This is a genomic window from Pseudomonas carassii (assembly GCF_036324045.1).
GTDB lineage: Bacteria > Pseudomonadota > Gammaproteobacteria > Pseudomonadales > Pseudomonadaceae > Aquipseudomonas > Aquipseudomonas peradeniyensis.
The window spans coordinates 70896-87943 of sequence record NZ_JAZDCT010000025.1 but is presented as its reverse complement, the minus strand read 5'-3'; the positions used below and the strand labels follow the sequence as shown (position 1 = coordinate 87943).

Sequence of the window (17048 nt, the reverse complement as noted above, 5' to 3'; positions counted from 1 at the left end):
CAAGCGTCGACATCGCAAATGAATGCGCCTACAACTTCAAAAACAAATACCCCAACTAACCAACTAACCAACTAACCAACTAACCAACAATCAAGCCTTCAAAGCCTTCTTGGGATATATATCATACCGACTCGACTTCCCCTCCAGACTATGACTCGGCTTGGCCCCCTCGATAATAGGCGCCTTGCGCGGCCGCTTGACCACCACCCGATGCGTGGCGAGCGCCAAAGCCGCCTCAAGCAAAGCCGGCGCATCCAGGTCATCGCCGACCAAAGGCCTGAACACCCGCATTTCCTTCTTCACCAAGGCACTCTTGTCCCGATGCGGAAACATCGGATCCAGGTAGATCACCTGCGGCGCCTCCCCCTCCCAAGCCCGCATCCGCTCGATCGCATTGCCGGTCAGCAAGCGCATGCGCGCAACGATCGGAGCAATCTCCTCATCCCCCCGCGCCCGCACCAACCCATCTTCCAGCAGCGCGGCAATCAACGGCTGACGCTCGATCAGGGTCATCTGGCAACCCAGGCTGGCCAGTACGAACGCATCCTTGCCCAGCCCCGCCGTAGCATCGAGCACCTGCGGCCGCACGCCCTGGGCGATGCCCACGGCCTTGGCGATCATCTGCCCGTTGCCACCCCCATACAGCCGCCGGTGCGCCGCCTGCCCCTCGACGAAATCTACCCGCACCGGCCCCGGCGCCTGTGGCCCGAGCTGCTGGATCTGCAGCCCCTCGCCCCCCAGCTGCACGGCAAATTCCGCGGCTTCATCGACCAACGGCAAGCCCAGCCGCTCGGCCCATACCTCGGCCTGCGCCTGGAATTGCGGGGCCAGTGCCTCGACCCTGATACCTGCGCCCTGCTGTTGCTCTACCATCCGTTCCCGCACTCGAAATAAATTAATGAAACCCCGGCCAGAGCCGATACAGGCAATATCCCGCTATTCTGCCAGAGCTCAACGTTCGCGACTGCCATGTCAGACACTCTTCCCATCGGCTTGACCTACTTGTCGCCCGTCGGCAACTACGGTCGACAGAATACCCAGGCACTGGGTGGCGTCAGCCACCTGTGGCAGGATTTCTTCGCCCGGGCCATGGCAGAGCAGCCGCAAGGCGAAGTCGACTCCTTCAGCCAGGCGCTGATGCAGTGCGACCAGGAAAGCGGCGAACCGGTCGGCGGTGCCCGTGCCCTGGCGCTGATCGACGCCCAGCGCGCCCTGCCGGTTCACGACACCGAGGTTGCCCCGCCCGAGCCGCTGTTCCTGCCCAAGGCGGAACTGGAAGCCAAGCTGCTGCCGCCCGCCCCCGAGCCCTTCGGCACCGTCGAACTGATCGAACAACAGCGCCAGCTCGACATCAGCAACAGCTGGCTGCGTCCGGTGGTCATGAGCCAAGGCCACCCCATCGCCGAGCCCGGCCCCGGCCCATCGCCGCGACCGTTGTTCCTGCCGATCGCCGAGTTCGAGACCAACCTGCTCGACCCTGCGCCCGAACCCTTCGACGAGCAGACACTGGCCAAGCAGCAGAACGACCTGGAGTTCGATATTCACTGGGCGCGCCCGGTGGTGCTGAACAACGTGCGCGTCCACGCCTGAGTTCAACGGCAGATCTGCCAGAAGCCCATGTCCAGGTGAAAGTGGTTGTGGTGCGCGGCGTTGTAGTCCGGCCCCAGTGCCGTGCTGAAGCTCACGCAGGCCGCCGCCTGCACTTGCCGCAGGAACTCAGCCTTGGGGCCCTCTCCCGGCCAGTCCTGGGCCAGCACGATGCGCTGGCCATCCTTCAGACGAAAACCACTGATATCCAGGGCATTGGCCGTGGCATGCTGGCTGAGCCGGCCTTGCTTGCGATGGTAGACGTTGCGGCAGGCGAAACTGCCCAGATGATCGACCTGGGCCACCGGCTGACCGAACACCCGCTGCGCCGCCGGCTGCAATCCATGCACTTCGAACAGTGCATAGGCCACCGCCAGCGGACAACTGGCGAGGAAGCTGCGGCTCAAGCGCGCCTGCCCACCCTCCACACGCCAGACGTTGCGCAGCGGGCAAGCGGCCTGCGGCGGGCTGTCACTCTGCGGTCGATAACGCAGCGTGGTGGTCTGCAACGCCTGGCGGCATAGCTCGGGATCGTCGCGCAGGCGCGACAGCTTGTAGGGCGTCAGCAGGTTCGGAGGTTGCCGCACATCCAGGGCGGCCCAGGGGTTCCAGACGTCCGGCAGACGCCAGCCCAACAACCAGGCTAGCAGCACAACCAGCAGCAGGCCGGCCAGCAGGGTGAACGCTTTGCGCATGCGACCTCAGCGACGGAACAGATCGTTGAGCTGGGCAAATGGCAGTGCCTGCTCGCCATAGCCGAAGGTGCCCTGTTCGCAGATCTCCAGCGCGGCCCGCTGGAAAGCGCCCAACGCCGCCCGCGCCAGCGAGGAGCCGACACTGATGCGCTTCACGCCAAGGTCCTGCAGCTGATTCACGCTCAACGTCACCCCCGGCATGCCCATCAGCACATTCACAGGCCTGGGCGCGACAGCCTGTACCACCGCCCGGATCTCGTCGACACCGCGCAGACCGGGCGCGTACAACACGTCCGCTCCGGCCTCGGCATAGGCCTGCAACCGGCGGATGGTGTCGTCCAGGTCGAGACGCCCGTGCAGCAGGTTCTCGGCGCGGGCACAGAGGGTGAAGGGGAAGGACAGGCTGCGGGCGGCCACGACGGCGGCGCGCACCCGTGCCACGGAGAGTTCGAAATCGTAGATCGGCGCATCGTTGCGCCCGCTGGCATCTTCGATCGAACCACCCACCAGCCCCGCCTCGGCAGCGCGCAGGATGGTCTGCGCGCAGTCTTCCGGCAGATCGCCGAAGCCGTTTTCCAGATCAGCCGCCACCGGCAACGGCGTGGCATTGACGATGGCGTGGGCATTGTCGAGGGTCTCCTCGAGCGTCAGCGCGCCTTCGGCATCCGGCCGCCCGAGGCTGAACGCCAACCCGGCACTTGTCGTGGCCAGCGCCTCGAAGCCCAGGCTGGCCAGCATCCGTGCGGAGCCGGCATCCCACGGGTTGGGAATGACGAACGCGCCATCACGCTCATGCAGTGCCTTGAAGGCTTCGGCTCGCAGGGTTTGCACATCCATGGTTCAACCTCCGACAGTCAGATCACAGTAGCCCCAGTTGTTCGACCTCAGGGGCGCGCGGCAATTCAGGCAGCGCCGCCAAGCCTGGCAACAGGCCCATCAGACGCTGGTGAAAACGCTGGGCCAGTGCCGCGGCCAGGCGGTTGTCCGAGGTATGCAGGAATACGTACGGGCGGCGCCCCTCCTCGATCCAGGCGGCGACCTTGTCCACCCAGGGCGTGAGAAAGGGCTCGTTGGCCTCGAGCTCGGGATGGCCGATGAAGCGCACCTGCGGATGTTGGGTAAAGGCTGCCGGGCGCGGCGGCACCTTGGGCTTCTTGGCCTGGGCATGGAGCACGGCGGGCTCGCGCGAAGCGCAGCTGAACAGCGCACGCGGATCCAGGCAGATGCGCTCGACACCACGCTCATGCAACAGGCGGTTGAGCTGACGCTCCTCCTCGCCACGGGCAAAGAACGCGTCGTTGCGCACCTCCACCGCCACCGGCACGCCGATCTCGTCGAGAAAGTGCGCAAGCTCGCCCAGGCGCGCCGGACCGAACATCGCCGGCAATTGCAGCCAGTAAGGCGACACGCGCTCGCCCAAGGGAGCCATTAGCCGTGTGAAGTCCAGCGCCGAGTCGAGCTGTTCACGCAGATCGCCCGCGTGGCTGACATCACCAGGAAACTTGGCGGTGAAGCGAAACCCCGTCGGCATGATCTGCGACCAACGCTCTACCGTTGTTGGCGCTGGCCGGGCATAGAACGTGGTGTTGCCTTCGACGGCGTTGAATACCTGGCTGTACAGCCCGAGGAACTCGCTGGTGCGGGCGTCGGCGGGGTACAGGTACTCGCGCCAGGCGTTTTCAGCCCAGGACGGGCAACCGAGGAAATAAGGGAGGGGTGATGGCGTCATCCATCAAATGTACAGGTCCAGCCCCAGCACTTCCATCTCCCAGTCGGTGAAGCCGGCAGTGGTCAGGTAGCTGGCCAGCGCCGTGGAGGTACGCCGGTCGCGGGCGCGGGGGAAGATCAGGTCCTGCTGGCGGGCCGGCAGGTTCTCGCCGCGACGACTGGCACGGCTGACCTGCGCATCGATGTCCTCGATGATCTCGGCGTCGGCTTCGTCGATGGCTTCGTCACGCGCCGGCGCCTTGCGAGGCGCGCGCTTGATGGGGTAGCTCTGTGAGGAGAAGCCGTCGATACGCATGACAGGGGCACTCAGGATCAATGATGGCAATTTAGCAGCATCAGGAATCCTTCGCTAATGCCCGAACTGATAACTGGACCACAGAACGCGCAAAAGGTTTTATCGTGAACGGCGATAGCCGACGAACTGCATTCAACGCGCCTTGGGCGTAGCCACATTATCGCGCAGGTACACCGGTTGCGCCTGCTCGGCCGCAACCGCCTCGCCCCGCGCCCAGGCGAAGCCGGCCAGGGTGAGGATATCCAGGGCATTGGGCAGCGCGATGGCATCGCTGGCCGCGACCTGCACGGCCAGCCGCTCGGCATAGCCCCAACCGGTGCCGGCGCCAAACCACTCGCCATCCAGGTCTTGCGGCAGCGCAACCCGCTCGGGTGGAAGCACCATTTCCTGGCCGATCAGACGCATCTCACCCTGCTCGGCGCGATAGCAGCCCCAATACACCTCGTCCATGCGCGCATCGATGGCCGCGGCCACCTGTTGCACGCCCCGCTCACGCAGCGCGCCCTGTGCCAGTGCCGCCAGGTTGGACACCGGCAGCACCGGACGCTCGAGGGCGAAAGCCAGCCCCTGGACCACGCCGATGGCGATACGCACGCCGGTGAAGGCGCCCGGGCCACGACCGAAGGCGATGGCGTCCAGCGCGCTCAGCGCCACGCCCGAGTCGGCCAGCAGCTGCTTGATCATCGGCAGCAGCTTCTGCGCGTGCAGGCGTGGGGCCACCTCGTAGTGGCTGGTCACCTTGCCGTCGTGCAGCAGCGCGACGGAACAGGCTTCGGTGGCGGTATCCAGGGCCAGCAAGGTGGTCATCGAACGAGGTATCCAGGCGACAGGGGAAAAAGAGCGGCAGTATAAACGACAACGGCCCGCAAGCGGGCCGTCGTGACGCACGGTGATGGATCAGCTCAGGGCTGCCAGCACCTTGGCGGTGATCGACTCGACCGAGCCGACGCCTTCGATGTGGCTGTACTTAGGCTTGCCGGCGTTGGCGGCCGACAGCTTCTGGTAGAAGTCCACCAGCGGCTTGGTCTGGCTGTGGTAGACCGACAGGCGGTGACGCACGGTTTCTTCCTTGTCGTCGTCGCGCTGGATCAGGTCTTCGCCGGTGACGTCGTCCTTGCCTTCCACCTTCGGCGGATTGTACTGGATGTGGTAGGTGCGGCCCGAGGCCAGGTGCACGCGGCGACCGGCCATGCGGCCGACGATTTCTTCGTCGTCCACGGCGATCTCGACCACGGCGTCGATGTCGACACCGGCGGCGACCATGGCTTCAGCTTGCGGGATGGTGCGCGGGAAGCCGTCGAACAGGCAGCCGTTGGCGCAGTCCGGCTGAGCGATGCGCTCCTTGACCAGGCTGATGATCAGCTCGTCGGAGACCAGCTGGCCGGCATCCATGACCTTTTTCAGCTCCAGGCCCAGCGGGGTGCCGGCCTTGACGGCGGCACGCAGCATGTCACCGGTGGAGATCTGCGGAATACCGAACTTCTCGGTGATGAACTTTGCCTGAGTACCTTTACCGGCCCCGGGAGCTCCCAGCAGAATTACGCGCATCTTGTGCTCCTCATATTTTTCTTTGCAAATCAACGGATTCGGCGCACAAGGCCAACTCCGGAAAATCGGACGAGACCGTAAAATCGGTCAAAAGGCTGCTCAAGATACACAGCGCCCGCCCCCCCGACAAGCGTCCAAAAGTGCCAGGAACGGGCCGCCCGCCGCTGGCCGGGGCACTGGTTGCGCCCGGCGCAACCGGCCGTCGGGGGTTGGCGCAGGAGCAACCCCGCCAATCACCGAGACCGGTCTCGAACGCCCTCAGCCGGTATTGCGCAAACCTGCCGCGATCCCTGCCACGGTCACCAGCAAGGCCTGCTCCAACGGGCTGTCCAGAGCGGCTTCACGGCTGCGCGAGCGCGCCAGCAGCTCGGCCTGCAGGCGGTGCAACGGGTCCAGGTAGGTGTTGCGCAGGCGGATGAATTCCAGGGTTTCCGGGCTGTGCGCCAGTAGCACCGGCTGCCCGGTCAGGCCCAGTACCACCTGGCACGACTGCGACAATAGGTCGCGCAGGTGCGCGCCCAACGGCAGCAGTTCGGGTTGCACCAGACGTTCGTCGTAGGCCTCGGCGATTTGTGCATCAGCCTTGGCCAGGACCATCTCCAGCATGTCGATGCGGGTGCGGAAGAACGGCCATTGCTCGCGCATCTGCGCCAGCAGCGCCCCCTGCCCGCGTGCCAGTGCATTGTTCAACGCCGTTTCCCAGCCCAGCCAGGCCGGCAGCATCAGCCTTGTCTGGGTCCAGCCGAAGATCCACGGAATCGCCCGCAGGCTCTCGATACCCCCGGCGCGGCGCTTGGCCGGGCGGCTGCCCAGCGGCAGGCGGCCGAGCTCCTGCTCGGGGGTGGACTGGCGGAAGTACTCGACGAAGTCCGGGTTTTCGCGCACCACGCCGCGGTAGGCCTTGACGCCATCAGCGGCCAGTTGGTCCATCAACGCGCGCCAGGCCGGCTCCGGCGGTGGCGGCGGCAGCAGGGTCGCCTCCAGCACGGCGGCTAGGTAGAGGTTGAGGTTCTGCTCGGCAATGCCCGGCAAGCCAAACTTGAAACGGATCATCTCGCCCTGCTCGGTGGTGCGGAAACGCCCGCCCACCGAACCCGGCGGTTGCGACAGGATCGCCGCGTGGGCCGGGCCGCCGCCGCGCCCGACCGTGCCGCCGCGGCCATGGAACAGCAGCAGCTCGACCTGGTGTTCGCGGCAGATGCGCACCAGGTTCTCCTGGGCGCGGTACTGGGCCCAGGCCGCCGCGGTGGTACCGGCGTCCTTGGCCGAGTCGGAATAGCCGATCATCACCTCCTGCGGCCCTTGCAAGCCGGCGCGGTAGCCCGGCAAACCGAGCAGGCGTTCCATCACAGGGCCTGCGTTGTCCAGGTCAGCCAGGGTCTCGAACAGCGGCACCACGCGCATTGACCGGGTCAGCCCGGCCTCCTTGAGCAGCAACTGTACCGCCAGCACATCAGAGGCCGCGCCGGCCATGGAGATCACGTACGACCCCAGCGACGCCGCAGGCGCGGCGGCGATCTCGCGGCAGGTGGCGAGCACCTCGGCCGTCTCGGCCTGAGGCTGGAAGTGCGCCGGCAACAGCGGGCGACGGTTTTTCAGCTCAGCCTGAAGGAACGTGATGCGGCGCTCCTCGTCCCACTCGGCATAGCGACCGAGGCCGAGGTAGTCGGTGATTTCAGACAGCGCGTCGCGGTGGCGGGCGGCATCCTGGCGCACGTCCAGGCGGACCAGGAACAGGCCGAAGGTCACCGCCCGGCGCAGGCAGTCGAGCAACGGACCGTCGGCGATCACACCCATGCCGCATTCATGCAGCGACTGGTAGGCCAGCTCCAGCGGCGCGATCAGCTCGCGATTGTCCACCAGCACCGCGGCGCTGGCCGGCTGCGTGCTCGTCAGCGAGGCATGGGCCCAGGCGCGGGTGGCGCGCAGGCGGTCACGCAGCTGCTTGAGCAGGCCGCGATAAGGCTCGGCGCTGTCGCCGACCTTGTCTTTCAACGCGGCGCTGGCCTGCTGCATGGACAGTTCGGCGGCCAGTCCGTCGATATCGCGCAGGAACAGGTCGGCGGCCATCCAGCGCGCCAGCAGCAGGACTTCGCGGGTGACCGCCGCCGTAACGTTGGGGTTGCCGTCGCGGTCACCGCCCATCCAGGAGGCGAAGCGCACCGGCGCCGACTCCAGCGGCAGGCGCAGCCCGGTGGCCTCGAACAGGGCCGCGTCGGCCTTGCGCAGGTGGTTGGGGATCGCCTGCCACAACGAGTGCTCGATGACCGCGAAGCCCCACTTGGCTTCATCCACCGGGGTCGGCCGGGTGCGACGGATCTCCTCGGTGTGCCACGCTTCGGCGATCAGGCGGCGCAAGCGCTCGCGTACCTGCTGGCGCTCGCCGAGAACGAGGTCGCGATGATCCTGCGCGGCCAGTTGCGCGGCAATGGCGTCGTACTTCTGGATCAGGGTGCGGCGGGCCACCTCGGTGGGATGAGCGGTAAGCACCAGCTCGATGTTCAGCCTGGCCAGTTGCCGGGCCAGCTCATCGTTGCCGTGGCCCGCCGCCTTCAGCCGCGTCAGCAGTTCCGGCAGCACCCGCGCCTCGAACGGCTCGGGCTGGTCGGCATCGCGGCGCCGGATCAGCTGGTACTGCTCGGCGATGTTGGCCAGGTTGAGAAACTGGTTGAACGCCCGCGCCACTGGCAGCAGGTCCTCCTCGGCCAGGTCGCCCAGGGTCGAGCTCAGTCGCTCGCCCTGCCCGCGCCGATCGGCCTTGGCGCTATGGCGGATGTCCTCGATCTTCTGCAGGAACGCCTCGCCATGCTGCTGGCGGATGGTCTCGCCCAGCAGTTCTCCCAAAAGGTGCACATCCTCGCGCAAGCGCAGATCGATATCACTCATCAGCCTTCTCCACTCCAGGAAACCGCATGCGCCCAAGAGTGCCCACTCGCGCCCGCGCCTGGCAAGCCGGAAGCGGCCAGAGCGACTAAAGTGAACACAGGACATCCGAAGCAATGCCATTACCAGGCTTTGACAGAGGTCATCATGAAAATTCGCCAACTCGCCCAGCACTGGGAACAGAACGCCGCCGGCCGCCTGAGCCCCACCGGCCATGTCCTGCACCTGGACATGGAAGCCGAAGCGCGCCTGGCCGCGCTGATCGACATGTACCCCAAGCGCAGCCCCGAGGAACTGCTGGGCGAACTGGTGGCGGCGGCGCTTGAAGAGCTTGAGGCCAGCTTTCCCTACATCAAGGGCCAGCAGGTGATCGCCACCGACGAGGAAGGCGACCCGCTGTACGAGGACATCGGCCCCACGCCACGCTTCCTGGCCCTCTCCCGGCGCCACCTGCAGGCCCTTGGCCGGGTTCGGGAAGAGCAGTCGCACTGAGCCTTTCCGGGTGCCGGGCAAGACCCGGCATACCGTCATCCACAGCGGAAGTTCCACGGAAATTCCGCTGACTGATTAGTCAGAAAAAAATACCTTTAGCGTGCAAATTTTTCTGAACTATTCAAAAAACGCCTCGGTCACAGCCAATAGCCATCACGGCAAAACCCTGTAAACACGGGCCTTTGCGCCCGACGCTGGCCACAGGGGAACAGCGATAGCCACCACGTGGCATCGTCGTTTAACAGGAGTGACCCAATGGAGTTGACCACCATGAAGACCCGCATCGCACAACCTTCCTCCACTCACCTGCGCGGGCTCAAGCTGGCCGCGCTGGCCCTGGGCAGCAGCCTGGTGCTGGCCGGCTGCGCGGGCAAGCCGCCCACCGAGCAGTACGCCGTGACCCAATCGGCGGTCAACTCGGCGGTCAGTGCCGGTGGCACCGAATTCGCCGCCGTGGAGATGAAGGCTGCCCAGGACAAGTTCAAGAAGGCCGAGATCGCCATGCACGACAAGCAGTACGACCAGGCCAAGCTGCTGGCTGAACAGGCCGAATGGGACGCCCGCGTCGCCGAGCGCAAGGCCCAGGCGGCCAAGGCCCAGAAGGCCGTGCAGGATGCCCGTCAAGGCATCAACGACGTACGCGAGGAAGGCCTGCGCAGCGCCGAATGAGCCCTGCCCAGCCTCATGAGCCTTCGTTAACGATCAAAGGATGAACACTATGCGCAACTACGTCATGATTCCCGCCCTGCTGGCCCTGAGCGTGGGCCTCGCCGCCTGCTCCCACGACCCGAACGCCAACCTGGAGTCGGCCCGCACCAACTTCTCCGCCCTGCAGAGCGACCCGCAGTCGAGCAAGGTAGCCGCGCTCGAGACCAAGGACGCCCAGGACTGGCTGAACAAGGCCGACAAGGCCTACATGGAGCGCGAGGACTCGAAGAAGGTCGACCAGCTCGCCTACCTGACCAACCAGCGTGTCGAAGTGGCCAAGCAGACCATCGCCCTGCGCGGCGCCGAGGCCGAACTCAAGAACGCCGCCGCCCAGCGCGCCCAGGCCAAGCTGGACGCCCGCGACGCGCAGATCAAGAAGCTGCAGGACAGCCTGAACGCCAAGCAGACCGACCGTGGCACCCTGGTGACCTTCGGTGACGTGCTGTTCGACTTCAACAAGGCCGTGCTCAAGAGCAGCGCCTACCCCAACGTTACCAAACTGGCCCAGTTCCTCCAGGAGAACCCCGAGCGCAAGGTGATCGTCGAGGGCTACACCGACAGCGTCGGCTCGGCCAACTACAACCAGACCCTGTCCGAGCGCCGCGCCGGCGCGGTGCGCATGGCACTGGTACGTGCGGGTGTCGACCCGGCGCGCATCGTCGCCCAGGGTTATGGCAAGGAGTACCCGGTGGCCGATAACGGCAGCAACTCGGGCCGCGCGCAAAACCGTCGGGTAGAGGTGACCATCTCCAACGACAACCAGCCGGTGGCGCCGCGGGCGGTGAGCCAAGTCCAATGAGGGCTGCTGTCTGAATGAAAGAACCCGCCTGATGGCGGGTTTTTTCATGCTTGACCTTCCGTCAAAAGCACCTTTGAAGACACCTTTAAAAGCACTAAACTGAGGCAACCATCCTTCTCGACAAATGGGTTGATACAACTATGACCTACCCTGTCCTCGCCGATCTGGCAGCATCCATCACCGACCTTAAGAAAGACCCAATGGGCACCATTCGCCAAGCGCACGGTGAAACCGTGGTGATCCTCAATCGGAACGAGCCCGCCTTCTACGCAGTACCACCAGAGCGCTACGAGGCGATGATGGATCTGATTGACGATATCCAACTGGCCGAGCTGGTACGCCAGCGGCTTGGCGGGCCTACCGTGAGGGTGGATATCGATGAGCTCATCGCCGACGCAGAGCGCGACAGCAAGCTACAACCTTGAGTTTGATTCACGAGCGCACAAGGAGTACCGCAAGCTCGAACCCACATTGCGCCTGCAGTTTGCCAAGAAACTCAAGGCCCGACTGGCTCGACCCAGAGTTGAAAAAGACCGGCTCAATAACATGACTGATTGCTACAAGATCAAATTGAGATCAGCCGGCTACCGCTTGGTCTACCAGGTGATTGATCAGCGCGTGGTAGTGCTTGTCATCGCAATCGGCAAACGTGAAAGATGCGATGTCTATTCAGTCGCCAGCGCGCGATTGAACTGATCGGGCCGCATTGCAGCAGCCCTATCATTCACTGCACCTGCTGCGGCGTCTCCTGCCCCATGCAGCGCACCGCGCGTTTGCGGTTGTCCACCAGCACCCCGGTCAGGCCCTTCTGCTCGGTGTCGAACAGCACCAGCACGCCATCGATGCACTGTGCCACCTGTAGTGCCGGCGTCAGCGAGACCTTGTAATCTTCCCCCGGAATGGTCTTGAGCATGGTGAAATCCTGCAGTAACAGCGCATCCTCGGGCTTGGCGAAATGCAGGTAGCCGTAGTACCAGAGGGCTCCCACCGTCACGATGATGCTGCCGACGCCGGTCAGGATCAGCGGGATGGCGTTGCGTTCTTCACTCATTGCTTGTTCTTCTCGTCAGGGTAGTTGGGTACTTCGGCCAGGCGGCGCAGGCCGTTGAAATGGGTAGGGTCTTCCAGGAAGCGCAGCATCACCTGGCGCCAGGTCGGGTCGGCGAAAGTCTGCACATGGTCGCCCCGCGTAAGCTGCAGCACCCGGGGCGGCGGCGCCTGGCGGTACAGACGCAGGCCGTTGTCCAACGGCACGAGGTTGTCGTCAATGCTGTGGAAGAACAGCTTCGGCGGGCTGTCCAGGCGGGCGATCGAGTTGATCGCGCTGTCGCCGTCCGGCACCAGCCACGACAGCGGCACCTGCAGCGGCCAGGTCATCCACGAAGTGCTCAGTGCATGACGCCCCACCGCCCGGTAGCTGGCCGGCACGCCATCGAACACCAGGGCGCTGAAGCGTCGGCGCTGCTCGGGGTGCTGGGCCAGGTAGTGGATGGCCATGGCCCCGCCGAGGCTCTGGCCGAGCAGCACCAGCGGCCTGCCCTGGGCCTGGGGCGCCTTGTCGAGCCAGTCCAGCGCCGCGCCGATGTCACCATAGACTTCAGGCAATGTCGGCTTGCCCTGGGACAGCCCATAGCCGCGATAGTCGATCATCAGCACCTGGTAGCCCGCCTTCGGCAGCCAGTAGCTGCCGCCCAGGTGCCAGGCCAGGTTGCCACCATTGCCATGCAGGTGCAGCACCGTGCCCTTGACCTCGGTACCCGCCGGCACGGGCAGCCACCAGCCATGCAGGCGCGTGCCGTCGGCGGCGTGGAGGGTCAGGTCCTGATACTGCAGGCGGGCCTTTTCCGGGGTGAACGGCTGGCCGGGCTCGGGGTAGAACAGCAGGCTGCTGCAGCCGCCCAACAGCAGCAACCCGAAGCCGAAGGCGAGGTGACGGCAGGCGTCAGAGAATGTTCGCGTAGTCGGCTTCAATACGGTCCAGGCTCAGGTGGTTGAGGAAGTTGGAGAAGCACATCCAGGCCGACAGCGCGTTGAGGTCGCGGAACTGCTCGGGCAGGTACTTGGGCGGTTCGACCAGCCCTTCCTCGACCAGCTGGCGCAGCGTGCGCATGTCTTCCAGGGTGGTCTTGCCGCAGAACAACAATGGGATCTGCTCGAGCTTGCCCTTCTTCACGGCCAACTGAATGTAGTTGTAAACCATGATGAAGCCCTTGAGGTAGGACAAGTCCTTGGTGAATGGCAGGCCGTTGGGCACCGAGCCACGGAACACCCGGCTGGCGTTGCTGTAGCTCTGCCCCATCTCGAAGCCCTGGCCGCGGAAGAACTCGAAGACCTGCAGGAAGTCGGCGCCCTCCTCCACCATGTGGATGGCACGGGTGCGGTTGGTGAGCTTGCGCAGGCGGCTGGGGTAGGAGGCGAAGGCGATCACCTCCATGAGGATGGCCAGGCCCTCCTGGGTCACCGTCGACGAGGGCGGGCCCTTGGCCAGGAAGGTGCAGATCGGCTGGTTCAGGCCGTTGAGGGTGGTACCGACGTGCACCAGGCCTTCATGCACTTCCAGGGCGCGCACGTCGCGGCTGTTGAACATGGCGTCGGCGCGCACCTTGATGTAGTCGGCGCCGGCCGCGGCGTCGGCGACGATGCCGTCGGACTCGAACACACGAATGGTCTCCTCGGCCTCGCCGAACACCTTGTTCAGGCGACGCTGGAGGATCTCCACTGCTTCCTTGGCCGTGAGGTTCTTCGGCTCGTCCTTCAGGTCGCCGCGACCGTCGATGTTGTTCAGGTAGTCCGAGAGCATCAGGCCCAGGTCGGCCAGGGTCGGATCACCGGCGTGGAAGGCATCGGAGGCGGCGCCGTAGAGCTCCTGGGAGATCAATCCGAAGTCCTCGGTGCCGCGTGCTTCGAGCATGCGCACCACCATGCGGTATTCCTTGCACATGCGCCGCATGATCTGCCCGACCGGGTTGAACTGGCCCAACTGCCGGGTGATGTCGCGCTCGATGCTCTGGAACTCGGCCTTCACCGCGCTGGAGTCGAACGACAGCGGGCGGTTCTGGTAGTAGGCACGGTCCACCGCCGGTGGCTCCTTGCCCTTGGCCTTGAGGAAGCCCTGGCGGATGCCGTCGTCCCATTTCACCGCGTCGAGCACGCGGATCGGGGTCTGGGTGGCGACGATGCGGTCGGACAACGTGCGTATGGTCTGCTGGTACTCGTCCACGCGGGACTCCTTCTTGGAGCCTCATCGCGGGGCAAGCCCGCTCCCACAACCAGGAGCGGGTTTGCCCAGCGACGAGGCCGGTATGCTCACTGCTATTTACCGGAACGCTGGAAGCGCGCCACCTCGACGAACAGATCGGAGTTGGCGGGATCGTCCAGGTACGCCAGCACCCGCTCGGTGGGGCTGTCGATAAGCACGCCCTCGCCGTTATCTTCCGGCACTTCGGTATTGCGTCCGCTCAGTTCTTTCTTGGCGACGGCCTGCTGCACCTGCTCGACATCGAGGTTGTAGACCACCAGCTGCTTGCCGTCGATCACCTCGAAGCCACCGATCAGGAAGTTGCCGCCCAGGCGCTTGGGCACGCCGGCCGACAGGTACCAGCGGTTGCCATGCCGGGCCACGGTGAAGGCGTATTCCTCGGGGGCCTTGCCCTGGGCACGGGCCACCGCCTTGTAGGTGTTGCCGCCGGCGCGGCTGATGCTCAGCTTCAGCGGCTGGCCCCAGGCGTCCTTGCTGCTCCACTGCCCGAGCAGGGCCTTAGGCGCCGGCTGGTTGGCCGGCAGCGGCTCGTCGAACGTCACCAGACAACCGCCCAGCAGGAGGAATGACAAGGTCAACAACACCACACGCCAGGCTTTCATCAGGTTCTCCTTGAAAAATCGTTCGCCACTCAGGCCGAGGCCAGCACCATCTGCAGGTATCGGACAAGGATAGCGAGCATCTGCTCATCGGCCTGCGCATTCGCATCCTTGAGCAGGCCCTGATATTCCATCTGCTCGATTATCGCCGTCAACATCTGGGCATCCTGCTCGGGCTGACGCGAACCGACCACCTGCAGGATCTGTCGCGCGCCATGCAGCAGGATCTGCTCGTGGGCCTGCACCAGTTCGGCCAGGCGCGGGCACAGCAGCGCCTCCTGGCGGAAGGCCTGCTCGGCCATGAGGAAGTCGCGGCGGTTGTTCAGCTGGCGCAGGACGTAGTCGGCCAGCATGCGCGCCACTTCATCGGCCAGGTGCGCCCGGGCCTCGGGGGTACCGTCGCCCTGGGCCAGCAACTGGCGCAGCACGCCTTCGGTGTTGGTCCAGAGCTTGGCCATGTAGGCCGCGCTGCGCTCGACGTACTGGGCGAAGGTATCGGCCAGCAGGTCCTGGATATCCTTGAAGTAGTAGGTGGTGGCCGACAACGGCACGCCGGCCTCGGCAGCCACGGCGCGGTGGCGCACGCCGCGCACGCCATCGCGCACGACGATGCGCATGGCGGCGTCGAGGATCTGCTGGCGGCGCTGCTCGCTGCCCTGGCGGGCGGTCTTGCGGCCCTGGTACTGCACGCTCTCGGCGACGGCGGTGGCGATGCCGGCGGCGCCCTGGTGGGGCATTGCGGGGGTCACTGGAGGTACCTCATGAACAGTGGGTTACCGGTGCCGACCTCATCGCGGGGCAAGCCCGCTCCCACGTTACACCACAACGCTCAAGCCCTGCGGTGCAACTGTGGGAGCGGGCTTGCCCCGCGATGAGGCCCGCACTGACAACATAAAGCTTCAGGCATGAAAAAGCCGCCTCGAAAGGCGGCTTGTTCAGATCGCTCAGGCCTGTGGACGCATGTGCGGGAACAGGATCACGTCGCGGATCGACGGCGAGTTGGTCAGCAGCATCACCAGGCGGTCGATGCCGATGCCTTCACCGGCGGTCGGCGGCATGCCGTATTCCAGGGCGCGGACGAAGTCGGCATCGTAGTGCATGGCCTCGTCGTCACCGGCGTCCTTCTCGGCCACCTGGGCCAGGAAGCGCTCGGCCTGGTCTTCGGCATCGTTGAGCTCGGAGTAGGCGTTGGCGATTTCGCGACCACCGATGAACAGCTCGAAGCGGTCGGTCACGGCCGGGTTGTCGTCGTTGCGACGGGCCAGCGGCGAGACTTCGAACGGGTACTCGGTGATGAAGTGCGGCTGTTCCAGCTTGTGCTCGACCAGCTCTTCGAAAATCATCACCTGCAGCTTGCCCAGGCCTTCGTGGCCGAGCACCTTGGCGCCGGCTTTCTTGGCAATCTCGCGGGCACGGTCGACGTCCTGGAGGTCGGCGGCGGTGAGCTCCGGGTTGTACTTGAGAATCGAGTCGAACACCGACAGGCGCACGAACGGCTCGCCAAAGTGGAACACCTTGTCGCCGTACGGCACGTCGGTGCTGCCCAGTACCAGCTGCGCCAGCTCGCGGAACAGTTCCTCGGTGAGGTCCATGTTGTCGCGGTAGTCGGCGTAGGCCTGGTAGAACTCGAGCATGGTGAATTCAGGGTTGTGACGAGTCGAAACGCCTTCGTTACGGAAGTTGCGGTTGATCTCGAACACCTTCTCGAAGCCACCGACCACCAGGCGCTTGAGGTACAGCTCCGGCGCGATGCGCAGGAACATGGCCATGTCCAGGGCGTTGTGGTGGGTTTCGAACGGCTTGGCCGCGGCGCCGCCGGGGATGGTCTGCAGCATCGGGGTTTCGACTTCGAGGAAGTCGCGCTCGATGAGGAACTTGCGGATGTGCGAGATCACCTGCGAACGCACACGGAAGGTGTGGCGGGTTTCCTCGTTGACCATCAGGTCGACGTAGCGCTGGCGGTAGCGCTGCTCGGTGTCGGTCAGGCCGTGGTGCTTGTCCGGCAGCGGGCGCAGCGACTTGGTCAGCAGGCGCACGTTGGTCATCTCGACGTACAGGTCGCCCTTGCCGGAGCGGGCCAGGGTGCCTTCGGCGCTGATGATGTCGCCCAGGTCCCAGGTCTTGACCGCGGCCAGGGTCTCTTCCGGCAGCGTCTTGCGGTTGACGTAGACCTGGATGCGGCCGGTCATGTCCTGGATGACCATGAACGAGCCACGGTTGAGCATGATGCGACCGGCGACCTTGACCGGGATGGCCGCTGCTTCCAGCTCTTCCTTGGTCTTGTCCGCGTACTGCTTCTGCAGGTCGTTGCAGTAGCTGTCGCGGCGGAAGTCGTTGGGGAAGGCATTGCCCTTGGCGCGCTCGGCGGCAAGTTTTTCCTTGCGCAGGGCGATCAGGGCGTTTTCTTCCTGTTGCAGGTCTTGCGCTTCGGTCTTGAGGTCGCTCATGTCGTCAT

Annotated in this window: 20 protein-coding genes; 6 read left to right on the top strand and 14 right to left on the bottom strand. The window is 65.1% G+C overall.

Going from position 1 to position 17048, the window contains the following annotated elements; genetic code table 11:
• Positions 1 to 90: 90 nt before the first annotated feature.
• The gene (locus V0R62_RS18455) at positions 91 to 873 is read right to left on the bottom strand and encodes a class I SAM-dependent methyltransferase (RefSeq protein ID WP_330104758.1); all 783 of its coding nucleotides are present in this window, start codon (positions 871 to 873) and stop codon (positions 91 to 93) included.
• A 96-nt stretch (positions 874 to 969) separates the two neighbouring features.
• On the opposite strand from V0R62_RS18455, the gene V0R62_RS18450 reads away from it, so the two are divergent.
• Entirely contained in the window at positions 970 to 1590 is a 621-nt protein-coding gene (locus tag V0R62_RS18450) for an energy transducer TonB (RefSeq protein ID WP_330104757.1), read from the top strand.
• A gap of 2 nt (positions 1591 to 1592) precedes the next feature.
• On the opposite strand, the gene V0R62_RS18445 is transcribed toward V0R62_RS18450, so the two are convergent.
• The 7 genes from V0R62_RS18445 to ppc form a co-directional block, all read right to left on the bottom strand.
• A complete protein-coding gene (locus tag V0R62_RS18445; RefSeq protein WP_330104756.1) occupies positions 1593 to 2282 on the bottom strand; it encodes an extensin-like domain-containing protein in 690 nt (229 codons plus the stop codon).
• A 6-nt stretch (positions 2283 to 2288) separates the two neighbouring features.
• Positions 2289 to 3119, bottom strand: a complete 831-nt coding sequence (locus tag V0R62_RS18440) for an isocitrate lyase/PEP mutase family protein (RefSeq protein WP_330104755.1) — start codon at positions 3117 to 3119, stop codon at positions 2289 to 2291.
• 22 nt (positions 3120 to 3141) lie between these two features.
• Positions 3142 to 4011 carry a DUF72 domain-containing protein gene (locus V0R62_RS18435; protein WP_330104754.1) on the bottom strand — a complete coding sequence of 290 codons (870 nt, stop codon included), beginning with the start codon at positions 4009 to 4011 and terminating at the stop codon, positions 3142 to 3144.
• 3 nt (positions 4012 to 4014) lie between these two features.
• A complete protein-coding gene (locus tag V0R62_RS18430) occupies positions 4015 to 4305 on the bottom strand; it encodes a hypothetical protein (protein ID WP_028691563.1) in 291 nt (96 codons plus the stop codon).
• Positions 4306 to 4437: 132 nt separating this feature from the next.
• Positions 4438 to 5112, bottom strand: coding sequence for a tRNA (adenosine(37)-N6)-threonylcarbamoyltransferase complex dimerization subunit type 1 TsaB (tsaB, locus tag V0R62_RS18425; RefSeq protein ID WP_330104753.1), 675 nt, complete (start codon positions 5110 to 5112; stop codon positions 4438 to 4440).
• A gap of 90 nt (positions 5113 to 5202) precedes the next feature.
• Positions 5203 to 5853, bottom strand: coding sequence for an adenylate kinase (gene adk, locus V0R62_RS18420; protein WP_028691565.1), 651 nt, complete (start codon positions 5851 to 5853; stop codon positions 5203 to 5205).
• Positions 5854 to 6111: 258 nt separating this feature from the next.
• On the bottom strand, positions 6112 to 8739 hold the full coding sequence (ppc, locus tag V0R62_RS18415; protein WP_330104752.1) for a phosphoenolpyruvate carboxylase: 2628 nt from the start codon (positions 8737 to 8739) through the stop codon (positions 6112 to 6114).
• 144 nt (positions 8740 to 8883) lie between these two features.
• Between ppc and V0R62_RS18410 the strand changes: the two genes are divergently transcribed.
• The 5 genes from V0R62_RS18410 (at position 8884) to V0R62_RS18390 (ending at position 11431) form a co-directional block, all read left to right on the top strand.
• Complete coding sequence (locus tag V0R62_RS18410; RefSeq protein WP_050704382.1) at positions 8884 to 9228, top strand: hypothetical protein; 345 nt, start codon at positions 8884 to 8886, stop codon at positions 9226 to 9228.
• A 255-nt stretch (positions 9229 to 9483) separates the two neighbouring features.
• On the top strand, positions 9484 to 9897 hold the full coding sequence (locus tag V0R62_RS18405; protein ID WP_028691568.1) for a DUF4398 domain-containing protein: 414 nt from the start codon (positions 9484 to 9486) through the stop codon (positions 9895 to 9897).
• Between the two features lie 49 nt (positions 9898 to 9946).
• Positions 9947 to 10735, top strand: coding sequence for an OmpA family protein (locus tag V0R62_RS18400; RefSeq protein WP_186716354.1), 789 nt, complete (start codon positions 9947 to 9949; stop codon positions 10733 to 10735).
• A gap of 140 nt (positions 10736 to 10875) precedes the next feature.
• Positions 10876 to 11160, top strand: a complete 285-nt coding sequence (locus tag V0R62_RS18395) for a type II toxin-antitoxin system Phd/YefM family antitoxin (protein ID WP_186716353.1) — start codon at positions 10876 to 10878, stop codon at positions 11158 to 11160.
• On the top strand, positions 11114 to 11431 hold the full coding sequence (locus tag V0R62_RS18390) for a type II toxin-antitoxin system RelE family toxin (RefSeq protein WP_330104751.1): 318 nt from the start codon (positions 11114 to 11116) through the stop codon (positions 11429 to 11431). Before V0R62_RS18395 ends, V0R62_RS18390 begins: the two co-directional genes overlap by 47 nt.
• A 28-nt stretch (positions 11432 to 11459) precedes the next feature.
• Here V0R62_RS18390 and V0R62_RS18385 read toward each other — a convergent pair whose 3' ends face one another.
• The 6 genes from V0R62_RS18385 to lysS form a co-directional block, all read right to left on the bottom strand.
• A complete protein-coding gene (locus V0R62_RS18385) occupies positions 11460 to 11786 on the bottom strand; it encodes a hypothetical protein (RefSeq protein WP_330104750.1) in 327 nt (108 codons plus the stop codon).
• Positions 11783 to 12706 carry an alpha/beta hydrolase gene (locus V0R62_RS18380; RefSeq protein ID WP_330104749.1) on the bottom strand — a complete coding sequence of 308 codons (924 nt, stop codon included), beginning with the start codon at positions 12704 to 12706 and terminating at the stop codon, positions 11783 to 11785. Before V0R62_RS18380 ends, V0R62_RS18385 begins: the two co-directional genes overlap by 4 nt.
• Positions 12678 to 13955, bottom strand: a complete 1278-nt coding sequence (locus tag V0R62_RS18375; RefSeq protein WP_028691572.1) for a flavohemoglobin expression-modulating QEGLA motif protein — start codon at positions 13953 to 13955, stop codon at positions 12678 to 12680. Before V0R62_RS18375 ends, V0R62_RS18380 begins: the two co-directional genes overlap by 29 nt.
• 92 nt (positions 13956 to 14047) lie before the next feature.
• Positions 14048 to 14596, bottom strand: a complete 549-nt coding sequence (locus V0R62_RS18370; RefSeq protein WP_062574967.1) for a LolA-like protein — start codon at positions 14594 to 14596, stop codon at positions 14048 to 14050.
• Positions 14597 to 14625: 29 nt separating this feature from the next.
• On the bottom strand, positions 14626 to 15330 hold the full coding sequence (locus V0R62_RS18365; RefSeq protein WP_062360515.1) for a TetR/AcrR family transcriptional regulator: 705 nt from the start codon (positions 15328 to 15330) through the stop codon (positions 14626 to 14628).
• Between the two features lie 207 nt (positions 15331 to 15537).
• On the bottom strand, positions 15538 to 17040 hold the full coding sequence (gene lysS / locus V0R62_RS18360; RefSeq protein WP_330104748.1) for a lysine--tRNA ligase: 1503 nt from the start codon (positions 17038 to 17040) through the stop codon (positions 15538 to 15540).
• Positions 17041 to 17048 lie beyond the last annotated feature (8 nt).